General features: G+C 74.3%; 21 protein-coding genes. 14 read left to right on the top strand and 7 right to left on the bottom strand.

All coding sequences use genetic code 11. The features are described 5' to 3' along the window. The first annotated feature begins 85 nt into the window (after nucleotides 1-85). The 4 genes from eccCa (at nucleotide 86) to FXF50_RS22840 (ending at nucleotide 7,112) form a co-directional block, all read left to right on the top strand. Nucleotides 86-4,033 (top strand): type VII secretion protein EccCa, encoded by a 3,948-nt coding sequence (gene eccCa / locus FXF50_RS22855; protein WP_148430926.1) that lies wholly within the window; start codon nucleotides 86-88, stop codon nucleotides 4,031-4,033. A gap of 87 nt (nucleotides 4,034-4,120) precedes the next feature. Continuing rightward, entirely contained in the window at nucleotides 4,121-5,446 is a 1,326-nt protein-coding gene (gene mycP, locus FXF50_RS22850) for a type VII secretion-associated serine protease mycosin (protein ID WP_370464141.1), read from the top strand. A gap of 100 nt (nucleotides 5,447-5,546) precedes the next feature. Continuing rightward, a complete protein-coding gene (locus tag FXF50_RS22845) occupies nucleotides 5,547-6,359 on the top strand; it encodes a phosphatase PAP2 family protein (RefSeq protein WP_148430925.1) in 813 nt (270 codons plus the stop codon). 30 nt (nucleotides 6,360-6,389) lie between these two features. Then, a complete protein-coding gene (locus tag FXF50_RS22840) occupies nucleotides 6,390-7,112 on the top strand; it encodes a phosphatase PAP2 family protein (protein ID WP_148430924.1) in 723 nt (240 codons plus the stop codon). Nucleotides 7,113-7,133: 21 nt separating this feature from the next. Here the strand turns inward: FXF50_RS22840 and FXF50_RS22835 are convergent, their stop codons facing one another. The 6 genes from FXF50_RS22835 to FXF50_RS22810 form a co-directional block, all read right to left on the bottom strand. Continuing rightward, nucleotides 7,134-8,312, bottom strand: coding sequence for a MarP family serine protease (locus tag FXF50_RS22835; protein WP_148430923.1), 1,179 nt, complete (start codon nucleotides 8,310-8,312; stop codon nucleotides 7,134-7,136). An 87-nt stretch (nucleotides 8,313-8,399) separates the two neighbouring features. Further along, on the bottom strand, nucleotides 8,400-9,089 hold the full coding sequence (locus FXF50_RS22830) for a CoA pyrophosphatase (protein WP_148430922.1): 690 nt from the start codon (nucleotides 9,087-9,089) through the stop codon (nucleotides 8,400-8,402). Then, on the bottom strand, nucleotides 9,086-9,688 hold the full coding sequence (locus tag FXF50_RS22825) for a TlpA disulfide reductase family protein (protein ID WP_148430921.1): 603 nt from the start codon (nucleotides 9,686-9,688) through the stop codon (nucleotides 9,086-9,088). The genes FXF50_RS22830 and FXF50_RS22825 overlap by 4 nt, the downstream gene beginning before the upstream one ends. After that, nucleotides 9,685-10,464, bottom strand: a complete 780-nt coding sequence (gene nth / locus FXF50_RS22820; protein ID WP_148430920.1) for an endonuclease III — start codon at nucleotides 10,462-10,464, stop codon at nucleotides 9,685-9,687. Before nth ends, FXF50_RS22825 begins: the two co-directional genes overlap by 4 nt. Before the next feature lie 62 nt (nucleotides 10,465-10,526). Further along, complete coding sequence (locus FXF50_RS22815; RefSeq protein ID WP_148430919.1) at nucleotides 10,527-11,726, bottom strand: CapA family protein; 1,200 nt, start codon at nucleotides 11,724-11,726, stop codon at nucleotides 10,527-10,529. A gap of 86 nt (nucleotides 11,727-11,812) precedes the next feature. Beyond that, a complete protein-coding gene (locus FXF50_RS22810) occupies nucleotides 11,813-12,475 on the bottom strand; it encodes an adenosylcobinamide amidohydrolase (RefSeq protein ID WP_148430918.1) in 663 nt (220 codons plus the stop codon). 219 nt (nucleotides 12,476-12,694) lie between these two features. On the opposite strand from FXF50_RS22810, the gene FXF50_RS22805 reads away from it, so the two are divergent. The 9 genes from FXF50_RS22805 to FXF50_RS22765 all read left to right on the top strand — a co-directional run bounded on the left by FXF50_RS22805 (nucleotide 12,695) and on the right by FXF50_RS22765 (nucleotide 23,644). Beyond that, nucleotides 12,695-13,372: a Crp/Fnr family transcriptional regulator gene (locus tag FXF50_RS22805; protein WP_007073398.1), complete on the top strand. Its 678-nt coding sequence runs from the start codon at nucleotides 12,695-12,697 to the stop codon at nucleotides 13,370-13,372. A gap of 127 nt (nucleotides 13,373-13,499) precedes the next feature. Beyond that, nucleotides 13,500-14,243, top strand: a complete 744-nt coding sequence (locus FXF50_RS22800; RefSeq protein WP_148430917.1) for a metallophosphoesterase — start codon at nucleotides 13,500-13,502, stop codon at nucleotides 14,241-14,243. Nucleotides 14,244-14,602: 359 nt separating this feature from the next. Then, entirely contained in the window at nucleotides 14,603-15,247 is a 645-nt protein-coding gene (locus FXF50_RS22795) for a TetR/AcrR family transcriptional regulator (RefSeq protein WP_148430916.1), read from the top strand. A gap of 15 nt (nucleotides 15,248-15,262) precedes the next feature. Further along, a complete protein-coding gene (locus FXF50_RS22790) occupies nucleotides 15,263-16,057 on the top strand; it encodes a TIGR03084 family metal-binding protein (protein ID WP_148430915.1) in 795 nt (264 codons plus the stop codon). Continuing rightward, the gene (locus FXF50_RS22785) at nucleotides 16,054-17,733 is read left to right on the top strand and encodes an acyclic terpene utilization AtuA family protein (protein ID WP_148430914.1); all 1,680 of its coding nucleotides are present in this window, start codon (nucleotides 16,054-16,056) and stop codon (nucleotides 17,731-17,733) included. Before FXF50_RS22790 ends, FXF50_RS22785 begins: the two co-directional genes overlap by 4 nt. Next, nucleotides 17,730-18,869, top strand: coding sequence for an acyl-CoA dehydrogenase family protein (locus FXF50_RS22780; RefSeq protein ID WP_148430913.1), 1,140 nt, complete (start codon nucleotides 17,730-17,732; stop codon nucleotides 18,867-18,869). The genes FXF50_RS22785 and FXF50_RS22780 overlap by 4 nt, the downstream gene beginning before the upstream one ends. Beyond that, the gene (locus tag FXF50_RS22775; protein ID WP_148430912.1) at nucleotides 18,866-20,467 is read left to right on the top strand and encodes an acyl-CoA carboxylase subunit beta; all 1,602 of its coding nucleotides are present in this window, start codon (nucleotides 18,866-18,868) and stop codon (nucleotides 20,465-20,467) included. Before FXF50_RS22780 ends, FXF50_RS22775 begins: the two co-directional genes overlap by 4 nt. 7 nt (nucleotides 20,468-20,474) lie before the next feature. After that, on the top strand, nucleotides 20,475-22,484 hold the full coding sequence (locus FXF50_RS30150) for a biotin carboxylase N-terminal domain-containing protein (protein ID WP_148430911.1): 2,010 nt from the start codon (nucleotides 20,475-20,477) through the stop codon (nucleotides 22,482-22,484). Further along, on the top strand, nucleotides 22,481-23,644 hold the full coding sequence (locus FXF50_RS22765) for an acyl-CoA dehydrogenase family protein (protein WP_148430910.1): 1,164 nt from the start codon (nucleotides 22,481-22,483) through the stop codon (nucleotides 23,642-23,644). Before FXF50_RS30150 ends, FXF50_RS22765 begins: the two co-directional genes overlap by 4 nt. A 54-nt stretch (nucleotides 23,645-23,698) precedes the next feature. Here FXF50_RS22765 and FXF50_RS22760 read toward each other — a convergent pair whose 3' ends face one another. Beyond that, complete coding sequence (locus FXF50_RS22760) at nucleotides 23,699-24,928, bottom strand: GH25 family lysozyme (protein ID WP_148430909.1); 1,230 nt, start codon at nucleotides 24,926-24,928, stop codon at nucleotides 23,699-23,701. 372 nt (nucleotides 24,929-25,300) lie between these two features. On the opposite strand from FXF50_RS22760, the gene FXF50_RS22755 reads away from it, so the two are divergent. Next, nucleotides 25,301-26,113 (top strand): DUF2382 domain-containing protein, encoded by an 813-nt coding sequence (locus tag FXF50_RS22755; protein WP_148430908.1) that lies wholly within the window; start codon nucleotides 25,301-25,303, stop codon nucleotides 26,111-26,113. The last annotated feature ends 179 nt before the right edge of the window (nucleotides 26,114-26,292 follow it).

The raw sequence follows: 26,292 nt of genomic DNA, 5'->3' as shown, positions 1-26,292 counted from the left end.
TCGAGCGGGAACGGTGGCTGACGGACGAGTGGACTTTACCTACGATGAGCCAGGCTCGGGTTACCGAGAGCCATGGGGAGGCTGAGTGTCCACTGTCGTCATCAAGCGGCCGCCACGCCGCCCGGGGCCGGAGATCCCGGCCGGCGAGCTGACCGTGGAGGCGCCGCCGGAGATCCCCGCGGTGGCCGGCGGGCGCTGGCAGCAGGCGCTGATGGTGCTGCCGATGCTCGGCGGGACGGTGGCCATGGCCATGATGTTCGGCCGGGGCGGCGGGGCCTACTCGTACGTGGTGGGCGGCATGTTCGGGCTCTCCTCGGTGGCGATGCTGGTGACGTCCTGGGGCAGCGCCGGCCCGAAGAAGTCGGAGATGATGGCCGCCCGCCGGGAGTACCTGCGGCACCTGGCCGCGCTGCGCCGCCGGGTCCGGGAGACCGCCGGGGCGCAGCGGGCCGGGCTCTACTACCGGCACCCCGACCCGGGGCGGCTCTGGTCGACCGTGGACAGCCACCGGGTCTGGGAGCGCCGGCCGGTCGACCCCGACTTCGCCGTGGTCCGGGTCGGCGTCGGGCCGCAGACGCTGGCCACCCCGCTGGTGCCGCCGGTCACCCGGCCGCTGGACGAGCTGGAGCCGATGACCGCGGGGGCGCTGCGGCGCTTCCTGGACGCGTACTCCGTGGTGCCGGACCTGCCGGTGGCGCTCTCGCTGCGCAGCTTCGCCCGGGTCTTCGTGCGGGGCCCGGCCGGCGCCGTCCGCGGCGCGGGTTCCCCAGCCGCCCAGGCGCTGACCCGGGCGATCCTCACCCAGCTGGCCGTCTTCCACGCCTCCGACGAGCTGCTGATCGCGGTGTGCGCCGGGCCGGAACGGCGGGCGCGGTGGGAATGGGTCAAGTGGCTGCCGCACGCCCACCACCCGGGGCACACCGACGCGCTCGGCCCGGTCCGGCTGGTCACCAGCTCCGCGGCCGAGCTGGAACGGCTCCTCGACGACGTGCTGGGCAGCCGGTCCCGGTTCAGCCCGGCCGGCCCGGCCACCGACGGGCCGCACGTGGTGGTGGTGCTCGACGGCGGTGACCTGACGGCTGCCGCCGACCTGGCCGGCGACGGCGGGATCGACGCGGTGACCGTCCTCGACCTGGACACCCCGCCGCCCCGCCTGCTCGACCGGTACGCCCTCCTGCTCGACCTGGTCGACGGCCGGCTGCACTCGCACTCCGCCGAGGGGCACGCCGAGGTGGGCGCGGCCGACGCCCTGGAGGCGGCCGACGCCGAGGCGGTCGCCCGCCGGCTCGCGCCGCTGCGGCTGGCCGGGCCGGCACGCGGGCCGGACGCCCCGCCCGGCGCCGAGCCGGGCCTGCCCGAGCTGCTCGGTCTCGGCGACCCGGAGAACTTCACCGCCGAGCAGGGCTGGACGCCCCGGGCCGCGCGGGACCGGCTCCGGGTGCCGATCGGGGTGGGCGCCGACGGCGGGGCCATCGAGCTGGACCTCAAGGAGTCGGCGCAGGACGGGATGGGCCCGCACGGGCTGCTCATCGGCGCCACCGGCTCGGGCAAGTCCGAGCTGCTCCGCACGCTGGTGCTCGGGCTGGCCGCCACGCACAGCTCGGAGCAGCTCAACTTCGTGCTCGTCGACTTCAAGGGCGGCGCCACCTTCGCGCCCTTCGAACGGCTGCCGCACACCGCCGCGGTGATCACCAACCTGGCCGACGCACTGCCCCTGGTCGACCGGATGGTCGACGCCATCAACGGCGAGCTGATGCGCCGCCAGGAGCTGCTGCGCCGGGCCGGCAACTTCGCCGGCGTACGCGACTACGAGCGGGCCCGGGCGGCCGGCACCCCGCTCGCGCCGCTGCCGTCGCTGCTGCTCATCTGCGACGAGTTCTCCGAACTGCTCTCCGCCAAGCCCGACTTCATCGACCTCTTCGTGCAGATCGGCCGGCTGGGCCGGTCGCTCGGCGTGCACCTGCTGCTCGCCTCGCAGCGGCTGGAGGAGGGCCGGCTGCGCGGGCTGGACACCCACCTGTCGTACCGGATCGGGTTGCGCACCTTCTCGGCGCTGGAGTCCCGGACGGTGCTCGGGGTGCCGGACGCGCACGAGCTGCCACGCAGCCCGGGGCACGGCTACCTGCGCTCGGGCACCGACCCGCTGGTCCGGTTCAAGGCCGCGTACGTCTCCGGCGCGGTGCGTCGGCGCGGCGGCCCGGCGGGCGCGGCCGGCGCCGGCAGCCCTCGGCTGCTCGCCTTCTCCACCCACCTGGTGCCGGCGCCCGAGCCGGCCACCCTCACCGCCGAGGAGGAGACCGGCGAGACCCTGCTCGACCTGCTGGTGGGGCGGCTGGCCGGGCAGGGCCCGCCGGCGCACCAGGTGTGGCTGCCCCCGCTGGACGCCTCGCCCGGCCTCGACGAGCTGCTCGGCCCGGTCGGCGCCGACCCGGCCCGCGGGCTCACCGTGGGCAACCCGGAGCTGCACGGCGCCCTCCAGGTGCCGGTGGCCGTCGTGGACAAGCCGTTCGAGCAGCGCCGTGACCTGCTCTGGCTGGCCCTGGACGGGGCGGCCGGGCACGTCGCCGTGGTCGGCACCACCCGCAGCGGCCGGTCCACCCTGCTCCGCACCCTGGTCTGCGCGCTGGCGCTCACCCACACCCCGGCCGAGGTGCAGGTCTACTGCCTGGACTTCGGCGGCGGGACGCTCGGCGCGCTGCGCGACCTGCCGCACGTCGGCGGGGTCAGCGGGCGGGCCGACGACACCGCGGTACGCCGGACCGTCGGCGAGATGGTCACCCTGCTGGCCGAGCGGGAGCGGCGGTTCACCGAGGCGGGGGTGGAGTCCATGGCGGCCTGGCGCCGGCGGCGGGCCACGGCGACGGCCGGCGGCCGGCCCGGCACCGACCCGTTCGGCGACGTGTTCCTGGTGGTCGACGGCTGGAACACCCTGCGCGGCGAGTACGAGGACCTGGAGCCGCTGGTCACCGAGCTGGCCACCCGGGGCCTGGCGTACGGGGTGCACGTGGTGGCGAGCGCGCTGCGCTGGTCGGACTTCCGGCCGGCGATCCGCGACCTCTTCGGCTCTCGGCTGGAGCTGCGGCTCGGCGACCCGGCCGACTCGGTGGTGGTCAAGCGCGCGCTGGCGGCGACCGTGCCGGAGGAGCGGCCGGGGCGCGGGATCACCGCGGGCGGGCTGCACTTCCTCGCCGCCGCGCCCCGGGTCGCCGGCCTGGGCGCCGAGACCGGTGACCTGGTGAAGGCGGTCGCCGGGGCCTGGGCCGGGCCGGCCGCGCCCCGGGTGCGGCTGCTGCCGCCGGTGCTGCCGTACGCCGAGCTGGACCAGACCGCGACCACCGGGCTGGCCTTCGCCATCGGGGTGGCCGAGGCGGATCTGCGCCCGGTGGTGCTGGACTTCGCCACCGAGCCGAACTTCGTGGTCTTCGGCGACGCCGAGTGCGGCAAGTCCTCGTTCCTGCGCGCGCTGGCCACCTCGATCGTCCACCGGTTCACCCCGGAGCAGGCCCGGGTCATCCTCGTGGACTACCGGCGCAGCCTCATGGGCGCCGTCGAGTCGGCGCACCTCATCGGCTACGGGACCGCCGCGCCGCACACCACCGAGCTGATCGAGTCGGCGGCCGGCTACCTACAGGGGCGGCTGCCCGGGCCGCAGGTCACGCCGGCCGAGCTGCGCAACCGGTCGTGGTGGGCCGGGCCGGAGCTGTTCGTGCTGGTGGACGACTACGACCTGGTGGCCGGCGGGCCGACCAACCCGTTGCGGGCGCTGGAGGAGCACCTGCCGCATGCCCGGGACGTCGGCCTGCACCTCGTGCTGGCCCGCCGTTCCGGAGGCGCGGGCCGGACCTCGTACGAGCCGATCATCCAGCGGCTGCGGGAGCTGTCCACGGCCGGGCTGGTCATGTCGGGCGGCCCGGAGGAGGGGCCGCTCGTCGGTCAGGTGAAGGCCGATCCGCTCCCACCGGGCCGCGGTCGGCTGGTCACCCGGCGCGAGGGCGTACGCCTGGTCCAGCTGGCGCATCTCCCGCCCGGCTGACCGGTCTCACCGAGTTGCACCGTGACACGCGGGAAAACCGGTAATCTCCGAGCGGCATGTGTCTGACGCGATGAATGGCTGGGGAATGTGACCACGGATCGGCAGGGAGTTCCCACCGCGCCGCCCCGGCGTCTCGCCGGACGCGCGCTGCTCGGCGCGGCGGCGGTCCTGGCCGCCGTGGCCGGTCCGCCGGCCCCGCCCGCGCACGCCGCCCCGGCCACCGCCGCACGAGGAGCTGTCCGGCTGGCGCCGGTGGACGAGCTCGCCGGGGCGGACCCGGCCCGCGAGGGCCAATGGCAGCTCGCCAAGTTGCAGGCGCAGACCGCCTGGCAGAGTTCCACGGGTCGTGGCGTCATCGTCGCCGTGGTCGACTCCGGGGTGGACGGTTCTCACCCCGATCTGGCCGGGCAGGTGCTGGACGGCGTCGACCTGGTCTCGAGCGGCGCCGACGGGCCCGATCCGGTGGGGCACGGCACGACGGTCGCCGGCCTCATCGCCGGGCGCAACGACGACGACCGCGGGGCGGTCGGGCTGGCGCCGGATGCCAAGATCCTGCCGGTCCGGGTGCTCGACCAGGAGAACCGGTACGACAACGATGCCACCGTCGCCGACGGGGTGCGCTGGGCGGTCGACCACGGCGCCCGCGTGATCAACCTTTCCCTCGGCGGCACCAACACCAGCGCGACCCTGGCCGCCGCCATCGACTACGCCTTCGCCCGCAACGTCGTGGTGGTTGCCTGCACGGGCAACCTGGCCACGTCGGACAGCCGCAACGTGTGGTACCCGGCCCGTGAGCCGGGCGTGCTCGCTGTCACCGGGCTGGACCGGAACGATGGCCTCTGGTCCGGCTCGATCACCGGCCACGAGACGGTGCTCAGCGCTCCGGCCACCGAGATCTACGGGGCCCGGCCCGGCGGGTACTGGCTGATGCAGGGCACCAGCTTCGCGGCCCCCCTGGTCGCGGCGACGGCGGCTCTCGTCCGGGCCCGGTATCCGCAGATGTCGGCCGCGGACGTGGTCAACCGGATCATTACAACCGCGCGGGACCTCGGGCCCACCGGTCGGGACGACCGGTTCGGCTACGGCATGGTGGATCCGGTGGCCGCGCTGACCTCCGACGTGCCCTCGGTGGCGAGCAACCCGCTCGACGACAGCGGCTCCCCCGGCAAGGTGGGCTTCGGCTGGGCGCCTGGCCTCGGCCCGGACACCCGGGCCGCCGCCGTGCCTCCCAGCGACCCGTTCAGCGTCGCCGCGCCCGAGCAGCAGCCCCGGTGGGAGGCCCGCCCGGCCGGCCAGGTCGACGATTCGGCGCGGGAGCGGCTCTGGTCAGGGCTCGCCCTGTTCGTCGCCCTGGTCACCAGTGCCGCGCTGGCGGTCCGCCGGTTCCGCCAGTCCCGCCAGTCCCGCCGCTGACCGGCGACGGCTCCACGTCGCGGCGCGGCGAGGACGCGCCGAGTTGGAGTCGTCGTTCCGGCCCGTCTGACCGGGCCCCACCCTGGGTAGTGAACAGCGCATGAACACCTCCGGCGACCTGATCTCCCCGCAGGAGCGGTCCTGGCGGCGCCGCCGCCTCGACCCGGACCGATCGCTGGGCCTCCGGCTGACCCTGGCCGCCACCGCCGCCTTCCTGGTGCTGGTGCCGTTCGCCCTGCTCGCGCTGCTGGTGCTGGGCGCCTGGTCGCCGCTGTCCCGGCTGGACGCCTCGATCACCGACGCCCTGCACGGGTACGCCCTCGACCACCCGGCCTGGGTCCGGCTCATGGAGGTGTGGACCCACGTCTTCGGGCCCGGCCCGCTCCGGGTGGCCGCCGCCGCGGCGGTGGTCTGGCTGCTGCTGCGCGGCGCGCCCCGGCTGGCCATCTGGGTGGTCACCACCATGACCGTCGGCGGGCTGCTCGGCGCGCTGCTGAAGCTGCTGGTGGGCCGGCACCGGCCGGACCTGCTGGACCCGGTGGCGCGGGCGGCCGGCTACTCCTTCCCGTCCGGCCACGCGCTGAACGCCACCCTGGCCGCCGGGGTGCTGCTGCTGGTCTTCCTGCCGTTCGCCCGGCACAGCCGGCCGCTGCGCGGCGCGCTCTGGGCGGCAGCCGTGCTGATCGCGGTGGTGACCGGGCTCAGCCGGATCGCGCTGGGCGTGCACTGGACCAGCGACGTGGTCGGCGGCTGGCTGCTCGGCGTGGCGGTGGTCGCCGCGACCTCGGCCGCCTTCTCCACCTGGCGGACCCGGGTCGGCCGGCGGCCGGCGCGTACCGCGCGGGAGGGGGTCGAGCCGGAGCTGGCCGAGCCGGAGCTGGCCGAGCCGGGGCCGGACGGCCGCCACGCGTAGTCCGGCATCCGCCGGGGTAAAGGGCCGCTCATGTCCGATGTCGCGGTCCAGATCGCCCGGCGGGTCCTGCTGCCGGTGGCCCTGCTCTTCTCCGTCATGGTCGCGCTGGGTCTCCTGGTCACCCGGGTGCTCGCGAAGACCTGGCCGTTCACCGTGGAGGACACGGTCAACCGCGAGTTGGCCGCGCACCGGACCGCGGGCTGGAACGACGTCTCGCTGGTGTTCAGCACGCTGGCCAGCACCCAGCTGATCGTCGTGGTGACCGTGCTGGTGGCGCTGGTCCTGCGACTGGTGCTGCACCGCTGGCGGGAGCCCATCTTCCTGTGCGCCGCGGTGAGCGCGCAGGCGCTGATCTTCCTCTTCACCACGATGGCCATCGACCGGCGCCGCCCGGCCGTCGAGCACATGGACAGCTCGCCGCCGACCTCCAGCTTCCCCTCGGGGCACACGTCCGCCGCCATGGCGCTCTACGTCGGCATCGCCCTGCTGCTCGCCCTGCGGGCGCGGAGCACCCCGGCCAAGGTCACCTGGTGGACGCTGCTGGTGCTGGTGCCGGTCGGTGTCGCGCTCACCCGGATGTACCGGGGCATGCACCACCCCAGCGACGTGGCGGCGTCCTTCCTCAACGGCGGCGTCTGCGTGGCGATCATGGCGCGGGCGGTGCTCGACCGCACGCTCACCTGGGGCCGGGCCAAGCTGCCGCTGGGCCGCTCCGGCGACGACGTGACGCCGGCGGGCGCCGCGACCGGCTGACCGCCGTCGGCCGCCGCCGGCTCAGGTGCACTCGCCGGTGGCCACCCCACGGGTACGCTCCGCGCCGGCCAGCGCCACCGACCGCGCCTCGGCGGCGGTCACCGCGAAGCCGGTGTTCGGGTCGTCCGCGGCGGCCGCGAAGATCACGCCGAGCACCAGCCCGTTCGAGGAGACCAGCGGGCCGCCCGAGTTGCCGCTGCGGACCAGCGCCCGGATCGTGTAGATCTCCCGGGTCACGTCACCGGACGAGTAGATGTCGGGCCCGGTGATCCGGTCGACGTCGCGGATCCGGGCCGGGCGGGCGTCGTACGGGCCGTCGAGGGGGAAGCCCAGCACGATGGCGTCGGCCCCGCTGCCGGCCTCACCGGCGGCGAAGCGCAGCGACGGCCCGGGCAGCCCCGGGACGTGCAGCACGGCCAGGTCCCGCGCGGGGTCGTAGACGACGACCTCGCCGTCGTAGCGCTCGCCGCGCAGTTCCACCGCCACCGACCGGGTGCCCGCCACGACGTGCGCGTTGGTCATCACCCGGTCGTCGGCGTACACGAAGCCGGAGCCCTCGATGCGGCGGGCGCAGCTCGGCGCGGAGCCCAGCACCTTCACCACCGACCGCTGGCTGTTCTTCACCACCTGGGAGTTGGCCAGCGCCGGGTCGGGCGGGGAGACCTGCCGGGCCCGGGTCGGCGCGAGGTCGCCGAAGACGTCCGGGAAGCCGTTGGTGTCGACCGTGTCGCGCAGCGCCGTGGACAGCTCCTGCGCCTTGTCCGGCAGCACCCGGTCGACCACGGTCAGCAGCGCGCTGTTGCGCACCGAGGAGGCCAGCCAGGGCACCGACGAGGAGCCCAGCGGCACGGCCACCAGCCACGCCACCAGCATGACGGCGAACACCGAGATGACCGCGCCGCCGGCGTCGTCGGCCTTCCGCCCGAACGGTCCGGTGATCGCCGCCCGCAGGTTGGAGCCGAGCCAGCCGGCCAGCGCCTGCCCCAGCACGGCCAGCCCGAAGATGGCCACCAGGGAGATCAGCACGCGGGTGCCGCTGTCGGCGAACTGCCGGGCCACCAGCGGCCCGACCTGCAGGCCGAGCAGGGCGCCCAGGAAGAAGCCGGAGAACGACAGCGCCCCGATGACGAAGCCCTGACGGTATCCGCTGATCGCGAACACGAGCATGAGCAGGAGCAGTACGAGATCCACGGCGGACACGCCCCCAGGGTACGGGCACTGTGCCCGGAACAGGCTGACCGCTCGCTGAACGTGACCTTCAGGTCCGCGCCGGTGACCCCGGCCGGCTCAGCGGACCGGGCTCTCGTCGACCGCGTCGGTGCCCGCCGACGGGGCCGGGGCGGCGCCGGTCGGCGGCAGCTCCACCACCCGGGAACGCGGCCACGGGCGGGCCCACCCGCCCATCTCCAGCAGCGTGTTCAGCACTCCGGCGGTGAAGCCCCAGACGAGCATGCCGCGCACCGAGAAGGCCGGGCCGATCCAGCCGCTGGGGTGGCGTACCCGCATCCGGTTCGCCGGGTCGACCAGCTCGGCGATCGGCAGCCGGGCGACGTGCGCGACCTCGGCGGGCTCGCGGGGGTGCACCGGGTGCGGGTCGTGCCACCAGGCGAGCACCGGGGTGACCAGGAAGTCGCTGACCGGGATCCACAGCTTGGGCAGCTCGGCCAGCACGGTGACGCTGGCCGGGTCGAGGTCGACCTCCTCGTTCGCCTCGCGCAGTGCGGTGGCGCTGGCGTCGGCGTCCTCCGGGTCGGCCGCGCCACCCGGGAAGGCCGGCTGCCCGGCGTGGTTGCGCAGCGTGGCGGCGCGCTGGAGGACCAGCACGTCCGGGCCGGCGCCCGGCTCCTCGCCGAGCAGCACCAGCACGGCGCTCTCCCGACCGCCGCTCTCCGGCGTGGTGAGCCGGGTGAAGTCCTCGGCCCGCGCGGTGCCGAGGCGATCGAGCAGCGGGTCGAGCCAGCCGGGCGGTCTGGTCACAGCGGCACCCCGAGGTGGGTGCGGACCAGCTCGGCGAGGCGGGCGTCGTCGAGCGCGCCGGTCGAGTCGGTGTGCCGGATCCGCCCGTCGGCGTCGACCAGGACGGTCAGCGGGAAGGCGTTGCGGCCGAGCGCCCGCTCGAACGCGTCCCCCTGGTCGACCAGCATGGGGAACCGGACGCCGAAGTCCTCGCCGATGGACTGCGCGCCGCCGCGGCTGTCCCGGCTGTTGACCCCGATCACCTGGAACCGGCCGCCGGCCCGCTCGCTGAGCCGCTGGAACGCGGGCAGCTCCTTGCGGCACGGCGGGCACCAGGACGCCCACACGTTGATCACGGCCGGGCCCTTGATGTCGCGCACGTTCACCGGGGCGCCGCCGGTGAAGCAGGACAGGGCCAGGTCGGGCAGGGGATCCCCCGGGGCGCCGGACGCGGCCGGGCCGGACGGCGGCGCGGCGGTCAGCGGGGCGCAGTCGGCGAACGGCGAGGGGCGCTCGGCCCGGGTGGCCGGCGCCGGGCCCGCCGGCTCCTCGGTGCTGCCGGTGCAGCCGGCCACCGCGAGCAGCAGCGGGACGAGCAGGTACGCGAGCCGGCGGGTCACGGCACCTCCGCGGCGACGGCCTGCTGCGGCACCAGGTCGGGGTCGAGGCCGACGGCCGCCGCCAGGTCCCGGGCGCGGGGGCCCTTGAGCAGCTTGGCCGCGGCCACCGGCTCGGTCGGCCCGGTGCCGTACGACGGGCAGAGCTTGGCCAGCGTGCAGGCCCCGCAGGCCGGCTTGCGGGCGTGGCAGACCCGCCGGCCGTGGAAGATGATCCGGTGCGACAGCATCGTCCAGTCGCGCTTCGGGTAGAGCGCGCCGATCGCGTGCTCGATCTTGACCGGGTCGGTCTCGGTGGTCAGCCCCCACCGCTGCACGAGCCGCTGGAAGTGGGTGTCGACCGTGATGCCGGGGACGTCGAAGGCGTTGCCGAGGATCACGTTGGCGGTCTTGCGCCCGATCCCCGGGAGGGTGACCAGGTCGGCGAGCCGGTTGGGGACCTCGCCGTCGTAGCGCTCGCAGAGGGCGCGGCCCAGGTTGATCAGTGAGCTGGTCTTGTTCCGGTAGAACCCGGTGGGCCGGATCAGCTCCTCCAGCTCGGCGCGGTCGGCCCCGGCGTAGTCCGCGGCGGTGCGGTAGCGGGCGAACAGCTTCGGGGTGACCTCGTTGACCTTCTTGTCCGTGCACTGCGCCGACAGGATCGTGGCGACGGACAGCTCCAGCGCGTTGGAGTGGTCGAGTTCACAGTGCGCGTCGGGGTGCGTCTCGGTCAGCACCCGGCCGATCCGGCGGGCGCGACGCGTGCGGCCGAGGTCGGTCTCGGGGAGGCGCGTGGTCACGCCGGCCAGCCTACGTCGCGGGGATGACGTCCCGGCGGGGCCCACGCGGGCGGCGGTGCGCCTCAGCCACCCGCCGGAGCACTGATCTTGCCGGCCCCGTCGAGCCGCGCCCCGGACTGCGGGAAGTCGGCGCCGCTCACCTCGCGGACCAGCCCGAGGCCGCGGTCCTGCCGGTCGATGGCCGGCCGGCCCACGCTGTTCATCGCGGTCGAGGTGAACTCGCCCCCGACGAAGCGCCCCTCCGCGGTCAGCGACACCTTGAGCACGCCGCCCCAGCCGAGCCGGCCCGCGCTGTTCAGCGACTTGCCGCCACCGGCGAAGTTGCCCAGGCTGTAGGCGATCAGCCGCCCCTTGTAGAACTCCATGCCGCGCAGCACGTGCGGGCCGTGCCCGATCACCAGGTCGGCGCCCGCGTCGATCACCGCGTGCGAGAAGCGGATCGGGTCGCCCCGGTTCTCCCCGACGTACATCTCGGTGCCCGGCTTCACGTGGGACCGGTCGGCGCCCTCGGCGCCCATGTGCACCTGCACCACGACCAGGTCGGCCATCCCCTTGGCCATGGTGATGACCTGCTTGGCCGCGTCGATGTCGATGAGGCTGTTCGACCAGGGGTACGACGAGAAGCCCGCCACCGCGACCTTGATGCCCTTGACATCGACCACGGTGATCTCGCCGGGCGCGCCGGTGTGCTTGAGCCCGTGCGCCTCCAGCGCCGACTGGGTGTTCTCGTAGCCCTGCTGGCCGTAGTCGTAGCCGTGGTTGTTGGCCTGGTTGAGCAGCTGGAACCCGGCCGTGCGCAGGTGCGCCGCCCAGCCCGGGGGCGCCCGGAACTGGTAGCAGTTCTTCGGCTGCGGGCCGCACTTGCCGGCGCCGGTGTCGTCGGTGAGCGGCTCCTCCAGGTTGCCCATGACGAGGTCGCCCTTGAGCGCCGCCTTGACGTCGTCGAAGAAGCCCTTGCCGCCATTGGCCGGCAGCTTGGACGGGGCGTTGCCCATGATCACGTCGCCGGTGGCGGTCAGCGAGATCGACTTTTCGACCGGCTCACCTGACGCGCCGGGCTGGTCGGCCTCGGCGGGGCCGCCCGAGGCGGTCGAACCCCCGCCCTGGCCCGGCTGCCAGATCGGCCCGTCGCCGGATTCGTCGCCGCACCCGGCGGCGAGCAGGACGACGAGCAGCGCGCCGAGGGCCGCGGAGAGGCGCACGCGCCGGGCGGCGGGGCGGCGGCGACGGGGACGAGGCACGGAGGGGGCGGGAGCGTACATCGTGCGCGACGCTACCGTCCCGGGAATGCCGCGACGAGGGCCGATCGGTCGGAAAACCCGATCGGCCGGGCGGGCCGGGCCCACGCTCAGCCCGCCAACCGGTCGGACCAGGGCACCACCGTGCCGGCGCCGCCGGCCAGCACCGCCGCGTGCACGGCCCGGGCCAGCGGGGCGCCCCAGGCCGAGCGGGGGCCGCCGTACGGGGCCGGCTCGCCGTCTGCCGGGCAGAGCACGGTGACCGCGTCGGTGGGGGTGCCGGTGGCCGGCAACCCCAGCTCCCAGATCGCCTGTGCCTTCGCCTCGGTGGCCGTGGCCACCGCGTTGACCAGGGCGGCGTCGCCGAGCCGGACCGGGACGTGCACGACGATGTTGACCGTGCCGACCCGCTGGGCGGGCGCGGCGGGCTCGGGCTCGGCCGCCCAGACCGGGGTGCCGAGGCCGACGGTCGCCCAGACCCGTACGCCGCCGTCCGTGCGGGGCACCACCTCGGTCACGTCGACCCCGGTCAGCAGCCCGACCCCGGGGCCGGCCAGGCCGAGGCCGTCGGCCAGCTCGGCCAGGTGCGCGGCCGGGTCGTCCCGGTCGTACGACATCGGCACGGTCGCGTTGACGACCCACCGGCGCACGCCGATCCCCCCGCCCAGCGGGGCGGAGCCGACCGCCAGCAGCGGCGCCTCGGCCCGCCACACCAGCAGCGGGATGTCCGACCCGTCCTCGGGCCGGCTGGTCAGGAACGGCTCGCTCAGCACGCCGGTCACCCTACGATCACAGGTGGGAACGGATGGTGGCGGCCCGCACCGGAGGCGGGATCGTAGTCGTTGACCGGGTCGGGCAGGTTACGCCCAACCATCAAGATTCCAGGGGTGCACCTCTGATTCCCGTTCATGTGCGCCTAGACTGGCGGCGCGCGAGGGATCAGCGGACGGCGGACCCGGCCGACGGACGGCACGCGCAAGCGGAGGTGCGCGATGGACGAGGTACTGGCCCGCAGCGGGATCTTCCAGGGTGTCGACCCGGAGGCTGCCGAGGCGCTCGCCAAGGAGATGGAGACGATCGAGGTCCGCAAGGGCGAGGTCGTCTTCAACGAGGGCGAGCCCGGCGACAGTCTCTACATCCTCCTGTCCGGCAAGATCAAGGTGGGCCGCCGCGCGGCGGACGGCCGGCAGAACCTGATCGCCGTGATGGGCCCGTCGGACATGGTCGGCGAGCTGTCACTCTTCGACCCCGGCCCGCGTACGGCGACGGCCACGGCGGTCACCGACACCCGGCTGGTCCGGCTGCGCAAGCAGGCGCTGCGCCCGTGGCTGAACAATCGGCCCGAGATCGCCGAACAGCTGCTGCGCGTGCTGGCCCGCAGGCTGCGCCGGACGAACGACTCGCTGGCCGACCTGATCTTCACCGACGTGCCCGGGCGGGTCGCCAAGAACCTGCTCCAGATGGCCGGCCGGTTCGGCACCCGCGACGGCGGCGTGCTGCGCGTGACCCACGACCTGACCCAGGAGGAGATCGCCCAGCTCGTCGGCGCCTCCCGGGAGACCGTCAACAAGGCCCTGGCCGACTTCGCCTCGCGCGGCTGGCTGCGCCTGGACGGCAAGAGCATCATCATCCTCGACCCGGAGCGCCTGGCCCGCCGCGCGCGGGTCTGAATCCTCCACCCGACGTCCCGGCCCGGCCCGCTCCTGCGGTCCGGGCCGGTTCTGTCTGCCCGCTCTGCCCGCTCTGCCCGGCGCAGAATTGCTGGACCAGCGGGCCGTCCCGGCGGAGGCTGGGGCGATGATCGAGCGGCTAGCCGTCCTCTCCGACATCCACGGCGCGCTGCCGGCGCTGGAGGCCGTCCTGGCCGAGCCGGACGTGGCCGCCGCCGACCTGATCGTGCTCACCGGCGACATCGCGGCCGGCCCTCAGCCGGTCGAGGTGCTCGACCTGCTCGCCTCGCTCGGCGACCGGGCCTGCTGGGTCGGCGGCAACGCCGACCGGGAACTGGTCGAGGCACGGGCCGGGCAGCCGGCGCAGATCGAGGTGTCCGACTGGGCCGCGACCCAGCTCCGCGACGACCAGGTGGCCCGGCTGGCCGCACTGCCACCGACCGTGACGCTGCCGGTCGCCGGCCTCGGCGAGGTGCTCTTCTGCCACGCCACGCCCCGGGACGACGAGGAGGTGGTGCTTGTCGACTCCCGGCTGGAACGGTGGGCCGAGGTCTTCGCCGGGCTGCCGGCCGAGGTGGGCACGGTGGTCTGCGGGCACACGCACATGCCGTTCACCCGGCTGGTCGACCGCCGACTGGTGGTCAACCCGGGCAGCGTCGGCATGCCGTACGGCGGCGCGGGCGCCTGGTGGGCGTTGCTCGGGCCGGGCGTGCAACTGCGCCGGACCGCCTTCGACGTGGACGCCGCCTGCGCCCGGGTGGCCGCCGAGTCGGGCTTCCCGGACGCCGCCGCCTGGGCCGACGAGTACCTGCGTTCGCGCCACTCCGACGCGGACGCGCTCACCGTCTTCGGCCCGCGCGACGGCCGCTGACCTACCGCCGGGGTACCGGAGCGGTTCAGCGAGGGTGGCGAGAAGTGTGAATGCTTGGTGACTTCGACTCCACGAGGGACGGGGCGGCCTGCTCGGTGGCCGACCGGGCGGCTCGAGCGCCGCGGTGGGTGATGACCCCGCGCCCGCTAGGAACTTGATGACGTAGATGGATCAGGCAGCCCCGGCGGCGTCGCCCGCCGCACGGACCACCGCGCCGCACCGGCCATCCCACCGCGCAAGTCATTCACGTCATCAAGTTCCTAGCGGCACGCGACCTACCAGCCGACCGACCGCGCCGCGGGATCGCCTCAGAAAAAGTCAGGCTTGACTGTTTGTTTCGAGGGCGGCACGCTGTCCCCGTGCCCGCCGCATCGACCCGCGTCCCTCAGCAGGAGCGCAGCCGCGCCACCCAGGCCCGGCTGCTGGAGGCGACCGTCGAGTGCCTGGTGGAGCACGGCTGGTCCGGCACCACCACGACCGTGGTGGCGGCCCGGGCGGGCGTCTCCCGGGGCGCCCAGCTGCACCACTACCCGACCAAGGCCGCCCTGGTCACGGCCGCCGTCACCCACCTCACCGAGCGCCGGGCCGTGGAGCTGCGCACCGAGGCCGCCGCGCTGCCGGCCGGCCCGCGGCGGCTCGACCGGGTGGTCGACCTGCTCGCCGCCGCCTTCACCGGGCCGCTCTTCGTCGCCGCGCTGGAGCTGTGGGTGGCCGCCCGCACCGACGCCGAGCTGCGCGGCGCCCTGGTCCCCCTCGAAGCCCGGGTGGGCCGGGAGATGCACCGGCTGACCGTCGAGCTGCTCGGCGTGGACGAGCGGCGGCCCGGCGTCCGCGAGGCGGTGCAGGCCACCCTCGACCTGCTCCGCGGCCTCGGCGTGGCCAACCTGCTCAGCGACGACTCGGCCCGCCGGGCCGCCCTGCTGCACACCTGGAAGCGCCAGCTCGCCGCCCTGCTCACCCCCGACGCCGGCCCGCCCACGCCCGGGAGCGTGCGGCCGCACTGACTCCCCGGAGGCTCCATGGTCGACCTGACAGCCCTGCTCGCGGACCTGACGGCCGAGTCCGAGCAGCTCGACGCCCTCGTCGCGCCGCTGCCGCCGGAAGCCTGGGCGCGGCCGACCCCGGCTCCCGGGTGGACCGTCGCCCACCAGATCGCCCACCTGGCGTGGACCGACCACGTGGGCCACCTGGCGGCGACGGACACCGCGGCGTTCTTCGCCTCGGTCACCGGCGCTCCGGATCCGTCCCGGCTGGTCGACGACGGCGCCGAGGCGTTCCTCGCCCCGCCCGACGCGCTGCTGACCCGCTGGCGGGAGGGTCGGGCCGCGCTCGCGGCGGCGCTCGCGGCCGCACCGGCCGGGGAGAAACTGCCCTGGTACGGCACCCGGATGTCGCCCGCCTCGATGGCGACCGCCCGGCTCATGGAGACCTGGGCGCACGGCGAGGACGTGGCCGACGCGCTGGGTGTTGCGCGTACGCCGACGGGCCGGCTGCGGCACGTCGCGCACCTGGGCTTCCGTACCCTCGGGCACAGCTTCGCGGCGCACGGCCGCGCGGTGCCGACGGCGCCGGTCCGGGTCGAGCTGGTGGCACCCGACGGGGACACCTGGGCCTTCGGGCCGGAGGACGCGGCCGACCGGGTCACCGGCCCGGCGCTGGACTTCTGCCTGCTGGTGACCCAGCGCCGGCACCGCGCCGACGTGGCGCTGGTCGCCACCGGGCCGGTCGCCGACGAGTGGCTGGACGTGGCGCAGGCGTTCGCGGGCCCGCCCGGCGGGAAGCGGGCGGCGGCGGGCAGCGAGGTGCTCCGATGACGGCGCTGCGCGTCGGCAACGCGTCCGGCTTCTACGGCGACCGCCTGTCGGCCTGGCGGGAGATGCTCGACGGCGGCGAACTGGACGTGCTGACCGGCGACTACCTGGCCGAGCTGACCATGCTGATCCTCGGCCGGGACCGGATGCGCGACCCCTCGCTCGGCTACGCGAGGACGTTCCTGCGCCAGCTGGAGGGCACCCTCGGCACCGCGCTGGAGCGCGGGGTCCGGCTGGTCACCAACGCGGGCGGGCTCAACCCGGCGGGGCTGGCCGCCGCGATCGGCGCGCTCGCCGACCGGCTCGGCCTCACCGTCCGGATCGGGCACGTCGAAGGCGACGCCCTCGCCCGGCCGGACGCGTTGACCGCGAACGCCTACCTGGGGGCGTTCGGGATCGCGGCCTGCCTCGACGCCGGTGCGGACGTGGTGGTCACCGGGCGGGTGACCGACGCCTCGCTGGCGGTCGGCCCGGCCATCTCCCGCTTCGGCTGGACCCGGGACGACCTCGACGCGCTGGCCGGCGCGACCGTCGCGGGGCACCTCATCGAGTGCGGGGCGCAGGTCACCGGCGGCAACTTCAGCTTCTTCACCGAACTGCCCGACGGCGGGCACCGCCCCGGCTTCCCCATCGCCGAGCTGCACCCGGACGGCTCGTCGGTGCTCACCAAGCACCCCGGCACCGGCGGCGCGGTCACCGTCGAGACGGTCACCGCCCAGCTGCTGTACGAGGTGGGCGGGCCGGCGTACCTCGGGCCGGACGTGGTGACCCGGCTCGACACCGTGGAGCTGGCCCAGGAGGGGCCGGACCGGGTGCGGGTCTCCGGTGTCCGGGGCACGCCCCCGCCGGACACCCTCAAGGTGGGCGTCAACAACCTGGGCGGCTTCCGCAACTCGATGACGTTCGTGCTCTGCGGGCTGGACATCCCGGCCAAGGCGGCCCTGGTGCGGGGGCAGTTGGAGGAGGCGGTCGGCAAGGAGGGGCTGGAGTTCACGCTGGCCCGCACCGACCACCCGGACGCCACCGACACCGAGGCGGCGAGCGCGCTGCTGCACGTACACCTGCGGGACGGCGACAAGGCGCGGGCCGGGCGGGCCTTCTCGGCGGCCGCCGTGGAGCTGGCGCTGGCCTCCTACCCGGGCTGCACGCTCACCACCCTGCCCGGCGACGCCACCCCGTACGGGGTCTTCACCGCCGACGCCGTGCCGCAGGAGGCGGTCGCGCACGTGGCCGTGCTGCCGGACGGGAGCCGGGTGCCGATCGCCCCGCCGGCGCGGACGGCGGCGCCGCCGGCGTACGAGCCGGTTGCCGCACCGGAGTTCGACGCCGGGCCGACCCGGCGGGCGCCGCTGGGCGAGCTGGTCGGTGCGCGGTCCGGCGACAAGGGCGGCGACGCCAACCTCGGCGTCTGGGCCCGCACCGACGCCACCTGGGCGTGGCTGCGCGGCTGGTTGACCGTCGCGCGGCTGGCCGAGCTGCTGCCGGAGACCGGCCCGCTGACCGTCGAGCGGCACGAGCTGCCGAACCTGCGCGCCGTCAACTTCGTGATCCGGGGGCTGCTCGGCCAGGGCGTGGCCGCCTCCACCCGCTTCGACCCGCAGGCCAAGGCGCTCGGCGAGCTGCTCCGCTCCCGCATCGTCGACCTGCCCGCCGACCTCACCCCGGGGGTGCCGTCGTGACCGTGGTGGACACTCCCGAACGGCGGCAGCTCCGCGAGCTGACCCGGGCGTTCGTCACCAAGGAGGTCCTGCCCTACCTGGACGACTGGGAACGGGCCGGCGGGGTGCCCCGCTCGCTGCACGAGACCGCCGCGAAGATCGGGCTGCTCGGCATCGGCTTCCCCGAGTCGGTCGGCGGCAGCGGCGGCGACCTGCTCGACTCGATCCTGGTCACCGAGGAGGTCATCCGCTCGGGCGGCTCGTCCGGGCTGATCGCCGCGCTCTTCACCCACGGCATCGCGCTGCCGCACATGGTGGCCTCCCGCGACGACGGCTTGATCGACAGGTACGTGCGGCCGACGCTCGCCGGCACGATGATCGGCGCGCTGGCGATCACCGAGCCGGACGGCGGCTCCGACGTGGCGGGCATCCGCACCTGCGCCCGGCGGGACGGCGACCACTACGTGGTGAACGGGTCGAAGACGTACATCACCAGCGGGGTCCGGTCCGACTTCGTGACCACCGCCGTCTGCACCGACTTCCCCGGCTCCGGCGCGCTGAGCCTGCTCGTGATCGAGAAGGGCACGCCCGGGTTCACCGTCGGCCGGCGGCTGGAGAAGCTGGGCTGGCACTGCTCGGACACCGCCGAGCTCTCCTTCGTGGACGTGCGGGTGCCGGTGGCGAACCGGATCGGCCCGGAGGACACCGGGTTCCTGGCGATCATGCAGCAGTTCGCCACCGAGCGGCTCTCGCTGGCCACCCAGGCCTACGCCACCGCGCAGCGCTGCGTGGAGCTGGCCACCCGCTGGTGCCGGGACCGGTCCACCTTCGGCCGCCCGCTGGCCAGCCGGCAGCTCGTCCGGCACCGGCTGGCCGAGATGCACACCCGCGCCGAGGCGGCCCGGGCGTACGTGCACGACGTGGCCGAGCGGGTCGCCGCGGGCGAGCCGGTGGTGACCGAGGTGGCCATGGCGAAGAACGTCGCCGTGGCGGCCTGCGACTTCGTCGTCGACGCGGCGCTGCAACTGCACGGCGGCTTCGGCTACCTGCGCGACGCCGAGGTGGAACGGCACTACCGGGACGCCCGGATCCTCGGCATCGGCGGCGGCACCACGGAGATCATGAACGAGATCATCGCGAAGGGCATGGGCCTGTGACGACACTTGACAGCGCGATCGACCCGTCCGCGCCGGCCCACCGGGCCAACCGCGAGGCGCTGCTGGAACGCCTCGCCGAGCTGGAGTCGACGCTCGACCAGGCGCGGGCCGGCGGCGGCGAGAAGTACGTGACCCGGCACCACAAGCGGGGCAAGCTGCTCCCCCGGGAGCGGATCGAGCTGCTGGTGGACCCGGACAGCCCGTTCCTGGAGCTGTCGCCGGTGGCCGCGTACGGCACCGACTTCCCGGTGGGCGCCAGCACGGTCACCGGCATCGGGGTGGTCGAGGGCGTGGAGTGCCTGGTGGTCGCCAACGACCCGACGGTACGCGGCGGGGCCGTGAACCCCTGGGCACTCGCCAAGACCCGGCGGGCCGGCGAGATCGCCCTGGCCAACCGGCTGCCCATGGTGAACCTGGTCGAGTCCGCCGGGGCGGACCTGCCCACCCAGGCGGAGATCTTCATCCCGGGCGGCCGGGTGTTCCGCGACCTGACCCGGCTCTCCGCGGCGAAGATCCCCACGGTCAGCGTGGTCTTCGGCAACGCCACGGCGGGCGGCGCGTACGTGCCGGGCATGTCCGACTACACGATCATGATCCGGGACCGGTCGCAGGTCTACCTGGCCGGGCCGCCGCTGGTGAAGATGGCCACCGGCGAGGTGACCGACGACGAGTCGCTGGGCGGGGCGGCCATGCACGCCACGAGGTCCGGCCTGGCCGACTTCCTGGCCGAGGACGAGCGGGACGGCATCCGCCTGGCCCGGCAGTGCGTACGCCGGCTCAACTGGCGCAAGCAGGGCCCGCCGCCGCGCAACCCCGTCCCCCAGCCACCGAAGTACGACCCGGAGGAGCTGCTCGGCATCGCCAGCGCCGACCTCAAGGTGCCGTTCGACCCGCGCGAGGTGCTGGCCCGGGTGCTGGACGGCAGCGAGTTCGACGAGTTCAAGCCGAACTACGGCACCGCGCTGGTCACCGGCTGGGGCGAGCTGCACGGCTGGCCGGTCGGCGTGCTGGCCAACGCCCGGGGCGTGCTGTTCAGCGAGGAGGCGCAGAAGGCGGCCCAGTTCATCCAGCTCGCCAACGCCGCCGACACCCCGCTGGTCTTCCTCCAGAACACCACCGGCTACATGGTGGGCACCGAGTACGAGCAGCGCGGCATCATCAAGCACGGCGCCCTGATGATCAACGCGGTGTCGAACTCGAAGGTCCCGCACCTGACGGTCAACCTCGGCGCCTCCTACGGCGCCGGCAACTACGGCATGTGCGGCCGGGCGTACGAGCCGCGGTTCCTGTTCACCTGGCCGAACGCCAAGTCCGCGGTGATGGGGCCGGCGCAGCTCGCCGGGGTGCTGTCGATCGTCGCCCGGCAGGCCGCCGCCGCCCGGGGCCGCGACTACGACGAGGACTCCGACGCCGCCATGCGGATGATGGTCGAGCAGCAGATCGAGTCCCAGTCCGGGGCGCTCTTCCTCTCCGGCCGGCTCTACGACGACGGGGTGATCGACCCCCGGGACACCCGTACCGTCCTGGGGCTGTGCCTGTCGGCGATCCACAGCGGACCGGTGAAGGGCGCCGACGGCTTCGGCGTCTTCCGGATGTGAGGCGGACATGATTCGAAAACTGCTCGTTGCCAACCGCGGGGAGATCGCCCGCCGGATCTTCGCCACCTGTCGGGCGCTCGGCGTCACGACGGTCGCCGTGCACTCCGACGCGGACGCCGACGCGCCCTTCGTGGCCGAGGCCGACCTGGCCGTCCGGCTGCCCGGGAACACGCCGGCCGAGACGTACCTGCGGATCGACCTCGTCCTGGACGCGGCCCGGCGGGCCGGCGCGGACGCGGTCCACCCGGGCTACGGCTTCCTGGCCGAGAACGCCGACTTCGCCGCGGCGGTCACCGACGCGGGGCTGACCTGGGTCGGCCCGCCGGCCAAGGCGATCGCCGCCATGGGCGACAAGATGGCGGCCAAGGCGCTGCTCGCCGACGCGGGCGTGCCCATGCTGCCGACCTGGACCGAGGCCGACCAGGTGACGGGGTTCCCGGTGCTGGTCAAGGCCGCCGCGGGCGGCGGCGGGCGGGGCATGCGGGTGGTCCGTGACGCCGCCGGGCTGGCCGAGGCCGTGGCGGGCGCGCGCCGCGAGGCGGCCGCGGCGTTCGGCGACGGCACGGTCTTCATCGAGCGGTACGTCGAGCGCGGCCGGCACGTCGAGGTGCAGATCTTCGGCGACACGCACGGCACGGTGCTGGCCCTCGGGGTGCGGGACTGCTCGATCCAGCGCCGGCACCAGAAGATCGTCGAGGAGGCGCCGGGGGTCCTGCCCCCGGAGGTGCGCGAGCGGCTGCACGAGGCGGCGGTGGCCGCCGGCCGGGCGGTCGACTACGTCGGCGCGGGGACCGTCGAGTTCCTGCTCGCACCCGACGGGGAGGTCCACTTCCTGGAGATGAACACCCGCCTCCAGGTGGAGCACCCGGTCACCGAGGCGGTCACCGGGTGGGACCTGGTCCGGCTGCAACTGCTGGTCGCCGAGGGCGAACCGCTGCCGCTGACGGCCACGCCGCCGGCCGACGGCCACGCGATCGAGGTGCGGCTCTGCGCCGAGGACCCGGCCCAGGGCTTCCGCCCGGCCACCGGCACCCTGCACCGCTTCGCGATCCCGGGGGTGGCCGGCGAGTTCACCCCGACGAAGGGCCTGCGGCTCGACTCCGGGGTGGTGGACGGCTCGACGGTCAGCGTCCACTACGACTCGATGCTCGCCAAGCTGGTCGCCTGGGCGCCCACGCGGGCCGAGGCCGCCCGTGCCCTGGCCGGCGCGTTGGCCCGGGCCGAGCTGCACGGCGTCGCCACCAACCGGGACCTGCTGGTCCGGGTTCTGCGCAGCCGGGAGTTCGGCGCGGCGGAGGCCGACACCAGCTTCCTGGAGCGGCACGAGGAGGTCTTCGCGCCGCTGCTGGCGGCCGACCAGCTCCCCCTGGTCGCGCTGGCCGCCGCGCTGGCGGGTGCCGCCGAGCGCCGCACGGCCGCGCCCGTCCTGGCCGGGCTCCCCTCGGGCTGGCGGAACGTGCCGGCCTTCCCGCAGGTCACCCGCTTCGCCGGCCCGGACGGCGAGATCGAGGTCCGGTACCGGCTGGACCGCACGGGCACGCTCGCCGACTGGTCGGTGTCGCCGGCCTCCGCGTCGACCACCCAGGACGAGTCGGCGGCGGGCGGCGACGCGGCGCCGGACGTGACGGTGGTCGAGGCCGCGCCGGACCGCGTCGTGCTCGACGTCGACGGGACGCGGCGGGCGTTCCGCGTACACCGGGTGGGTGCGGAGGTCTTCGTGGACGGCCCGGACGGGGCGGCGAGCCTCACCGAGCTGCCGCGCTTCCCCCTGCCCACCGCGGAGCTGGCCGCCGGGTCGCTGCTCGCGCCGCTGCCCGGCGCGGTGACCCGGGTGCACGTCGAGGTCGGCCAGCGGGTCACCGCCGGCGACCTGCTGCTGACCCTCGAAGCGATGAAGCTCGAACACCCCGTGCTCGCCCCGACCGACGGCGTGGTGGCGGAGCTGCCGGTGCCGGCCGGCGGCCAGGTCGACACCGGGGCCGTGCTGGCCGTGGTCACTGAGGAGGACCCCCGATGAACTTCGACCTCACCCCCGAGCAGGACCAGCTCCGCGACGCCGTCCGGGCGCTGGGCCGGAAGTACGGCCACGGCTACTTCGTCGAGAAGGCCAAGGCCGGTGCGCACACCGTCGAGCTGTGGCAGGAGGCCGGCCGGCTCGGCTACCTGGGCGTCAACATCCCCACGGAGTACGGCGGCGGGGGCGGCGGCATCACCGAGCTGGCCATCGTCTGCGAGGAACTGGCCGCGGCCGGCTGCCCGCTGCTGCTGCTCGTGGTCTCGCCCGCCATCGCGGCCACCGTGATCAACAAGCACGGCACCGACGAGCAGCGCAAGCGGCACCTGCCCGGTCTCGCCGACGGCTCGCAGAAGATCGTCTTCGCGATCACCGAACCCGAGGCCGGGTCGAACTTCCACCGGCTCGGCACGGTGGCCCGCCGCGACGGCGACGACTGGCTGCTCACCGGCCGCAAGTGCTACATCTCCGGGGTCGACGAGGCGGGGCACGTGCTGGTCGTCGCGCGTACCGAGGACTCGGCCACCGGAAAGCTGAAGCCGGCGTTGTTCATCGCGCCGACCGACGCGCCGGGGCTGGAAAAGTCCAAGCTGGACATGGAGATCCTCTCCCCGGAGAACCAGTTCCTGCTCTACCTGGACGACGTGCGGCTGCCCGCCGACGCGCTGGTCGGCGAGTCGCTGGACGCCGGGCTGCCGGCGCTGTTCGCCGGCCTCAACCCGGAGCGGATCACGGTCGCCGCCATGGGCGCCGGCACCGGCCGGTACGCCATCGAGCGGGCCAGCGAGTACACCGCCACCCGGAAGGTGTGGGGCGGCCGGAGCATCGGCACGCACCAGGGCGTCGCCCACCCGCTCGCACACGCGGCGGTGCAGGTGGAACTGGCCCGCCTGATGATCCACAAGGCGGCCACCCTCTACGACGCGGACCGCGACCTGGAGGCCGGCGTCGCCGGCAACATGGCCAAGTACGCGGCCGGCGAGGCCGCCGCCCTCGCCGTGGACACCGCCGTGCAGGCGCTGGGCGGCGCCGGCATGACCACGGAGTACGGCGTGGCGACCCTGCTCGGCGCGGTCCGGGCCGGCCGGATCGCCCCGGTCAGCCGCGAGATGATCCTCAACTTCGTCGCCCAGCACGTGCTGGGCCAGGACAAGTCCTACTGAGTGCGCCGTTGCCCGGCGCCCCTTCCTCGGGGGCGCCGGGCAACGGGGGCGGGCTCAGGAGGTGGCGATCTTGTCGAACTTCTCCCACGGCCCGATCGCGGTCCGGTTGGCGATGAGCGGCAGGGCGCCCGCATTCTCCGCCACCACGATCTTGCCGTTGGCGTTGGCCCGGAGGCTGATGCTGCCGTCCGAGTTGTTGATGACGGTGAACTTCTCCCAGGCGCCGATCGACGTGCGGTTGGCGATCAGGGCCTTGGCGCCCCCGCTCTCCGCCACGACGTACCGGCCGTTGGCCCGCGAGCGGAGGGCGACGAACCCGCCGCCCGCGTCGACCAGGTCGAACTGCTCCCACAGCCCGACCGCGGTCCGGTTGGCGATGAGCGGCTTGGCTCCGGCGCTCTCGGCCACCACGTAGCGGTTGTTGATCCGGGCGCGGAGGGCGATCGGCGCCGCGGCCGCCGGAGCGCCGGTGAGCCGGGTGAGGGCCGCGTAGTCGCCGTTGAACGCGTTCTGGCTGTAGTTGCCGGGCTGGCTGGAGTCGCCGGCCGCGTACTGCCAGATGGTCTCGGTCGTCCAGCCTGCGGGCAGCGGCGGGCGGGTGGTGGTGTAGCCGGCGATGTCCAGCGGGTTGGCCCCGAAGGTCGCGTTGTTGCCGGTGCACGGGTTCCAGTAGTTGGTGTTCGTGTAGATCATCACCGGCCGCCCGATGCGGGCCTTGACCTGGTCGGTGAAGGACTTGATCCAGGCGGACATCTCGGTCGTGGTCAGGCCGTAGCAGGCGGGCGCGCCGCTCCAGTAGGGCCACTCGATGTCGACCATGGGCACGAGCGTCTGGCTGTCCTTGGCGAACTGCGCGTTGTCGATGAAGAAGTTCGCCTCGGTGACCGGGTCCTGCCCGTCCGGGCGGGCGAAGTGGTACGCGCCGACGAGCAGACCGGCGGCCTTGGCCGCCGCGTAGTCCTCGGCGAAGTAGGGATTGCGGTACGTCTGCCCCTCGGTGGCCTTCACGTACGCGAACTTGTAGCCGTCGGCCGCCACGCCCGGCCAGTCGATGGCGCCGAGGTTGTGGTCGTGGCTGGACACGTCGATCCCGCGGATCGTGTAGCCGGCCGGGATGGTGGCGCTCGTGGTGGCCGAGGTGACGCGGGCGCCCGGCTTGACGCCGGCGTTCGCCCGGCCACCACCGTCGGGAGCCGAGTCGGCCGCGCCGGCCGGCTGGGACATGCCGAGTGCGCCGAGCGCGAGCCCGGCGGACAGCAGAACAGAGATCCATCTTCTTGACATGGAGGTCGAGATCTCCTCGGTCGGGAAGTCGAGGACCGCCGGTCGCCAGGAGGCGGATCACGGCGGCGGAACGCCCTCGCACTCGGGCCGGGGAATCGGCGGGAGCAGGGCGCGCCCGTACTCTAGCCGCCGAACCGGCTGCGCGGCGTCCCGCCACGGTCGACACAGGCGACAAATTTGATGATTATCTCTTTGGTCCGGTCCCGCTCACGAGACTGCGCTCCAGTCGAAAGCCCCGATTATCGCGGCTGACCGCTTCTGCACATTGGACCTCCCGAGATCGGTTCCACCTGCGCTGAATCGTGTTTGGAGGAAGGTTTTCCGCCGCGTTCGGGGGTACTGATTCGCCACCGACGGAAGGAGAGGGACCGCATGATTGGCCAGGAACAGGTGACCACCGTCATCGGGCGTGAGGTCTTCGACCGTGACGGCGACAAGATCGGCACGGTGGGGCAGGTCTGGGCCGACGGCGCCGGCCAGCCGGCGTGGGCGAGCGTCCGGACCGGCTTCTTCGGGCTCAATGAGTCGCTGATCCCGTTGCAGACCGCGGAACTCCGGGACGACCGGGTCACGGTGCCGTTCGAGAAGGACCGGGTGAAGGACGCCCCGAACGTCGACGCCTCCGCCGACGAGCCCCTGAGCAGCGAGGAGGTTGCCGAACTCTACCGGCACTACGACCTGGAGTGGGACTCCTCCCACCGCGGCGAGTGGTCGTCGGGCTCGGCGGCCTACGACGGCGCGTCCCGTCGGGACACGACCTACGAGGCGAGTGCCGGGCACGACACCTCCGGTCCGAACACCGACGACGCGATGACCCGCTCGGAGGAGCGACTGAACGTCGGCACCGAGCGGGAGCGCGCCGGCACGGCCCGCCTGCGCAAGTACGTGGTGACCGAGCAGCAGCAGGTCAACGTGCCGGTGCGGCGCGAGGAGGTGCGGCTGGAGCGCGAGCCCATCACCGACGCCAACATCGGCAGGGCGATGGACGGTCCGGCGATCAGCGAGGAGGAGCACGAGGTCACCCTGCACGAGGAGCGCCCCGTGGTGGCCAAGGAGACCGTACCGGTCGAGCGGGTCCGCCTCGGCAAGGAGACGGTCACCGACAGCGAGACCGTGGGCGGGGAGGTGCGCAAGGAGCGCATCGAGGCCGACCTGCCCGACCAGGGTCGCCGCGACCTGAGCTGACGACCAGACGCCAGGCGGTGCCGCATCCGGCTTCCGGAACGGCGCTGCCTGGCGTCTGCGCACCCAGTTAACTCATGCGGTTGCGCCCATTGTTTTCCTGTCACATGGATGGGTACATCAGCGCCAGGAAATGCTTCGATTGACTGGAGGCTGATTCAATGAAAGACAATTTCGGGGAT

It is taken from the genome of Micromonospora sp. AP08 (assembly GCF_008085935.1).
GTDB classification, from domain to species: Bacteria; Actinomycetota; Actinomycetes; order Mycobacteriales; family Micromonosporaceae; genus Micromonospora; species Micromonospora chersina.
This window is presented reverse-complemented; position numbering and strand designations above follow the sequence as displayed.

What these genes read in the sequence shown, in the direction of transcription:
- FXF50_RS22805 (WP_007073398.1), top strand. Translation starts at nt 12,695, where the DNA reads ATGGACGAGGTACTGGCCCGCAGCGGGATCTTCCAGGGTGTCGACCCG.
- FXF50_RS30150 (WP_148430911.1), top strand. Translation starts at nt 20,475, where the DNA reads ATGATTCGAAAACTGCTCGTTGCCAACCGCGGGGAGATCGCCCGCCGG.
- FXF50_RS22845 (WP_148430925.1), top strand. Translation starts at nt 5,547, where the DNA reads ATGAACACCTCCGGCGACCTGATCTCCCCGCAGGAGCGGTCCTGGCGG.
- FXF50_RS22790 (WP_148430915.1), top strand. Translation starts at nt 15,263, where the DNA reads ATGGTCGACCTGACAGCCCTGCTCGCGGACCTGACGGCCGAGTCCGAG.
- FXF50_RS22760 (WP_148430909.1), bottom strand. Translation starts at nt 24,928, where the DNA reads ATGTCAAGAAGATGGATCTCTGTTCTGCTGTCCGCCGGGCTCGCGCTC.
- FXF50_RS22765 (WP_148430910.1), top strand. Translation starts at nt 22,481, where the DNA reads ATGAACTTCGACCTCACCCCCGAGCAGGACCAGCTCCGCGACGCCGTC.
- FXF50_RS22800 (WP_148430917.1), top strand. Translation starts at nt 13,500, where the DNA reads ATGATCGAGCGGCTAGCCGTCCTCTCCGACATCCACGGCGCGCTGCCG.
- FXF50_RS22785 (WP_148430914.1), top strand. Translation starts at nt 16,054, where the DNA reads ATGACGGCGCTGCGCGTCGGCAACGCGTCCGGCTTCTACGGCGACCGC.
- FXF50_RS22815 (WP_148430919.1), bottom strand. Translation starts at nt 11,726, where the DNA reads ATGTACGCTCCCGCCCCCTCCGTGCCTCGTCCCCGTCGCCGCCGCCCC.
- FXF50_RS22755 (WP_148430908.1), top strand. Translation starts at nt 25,301, where the DNA reads ATGATTGGCCAGGAACAGGTGACCACCGTCATCGGGCGTGAGGTCTTC.
- FXF50_RS22840 (WP_148430924.1), top strand. Translation starts at nt 6,390, where the DNA reads ATGTCCGATGTCGCGGTCCAGATCGCCCGGCGGGTCCTGCTGCCGGTG.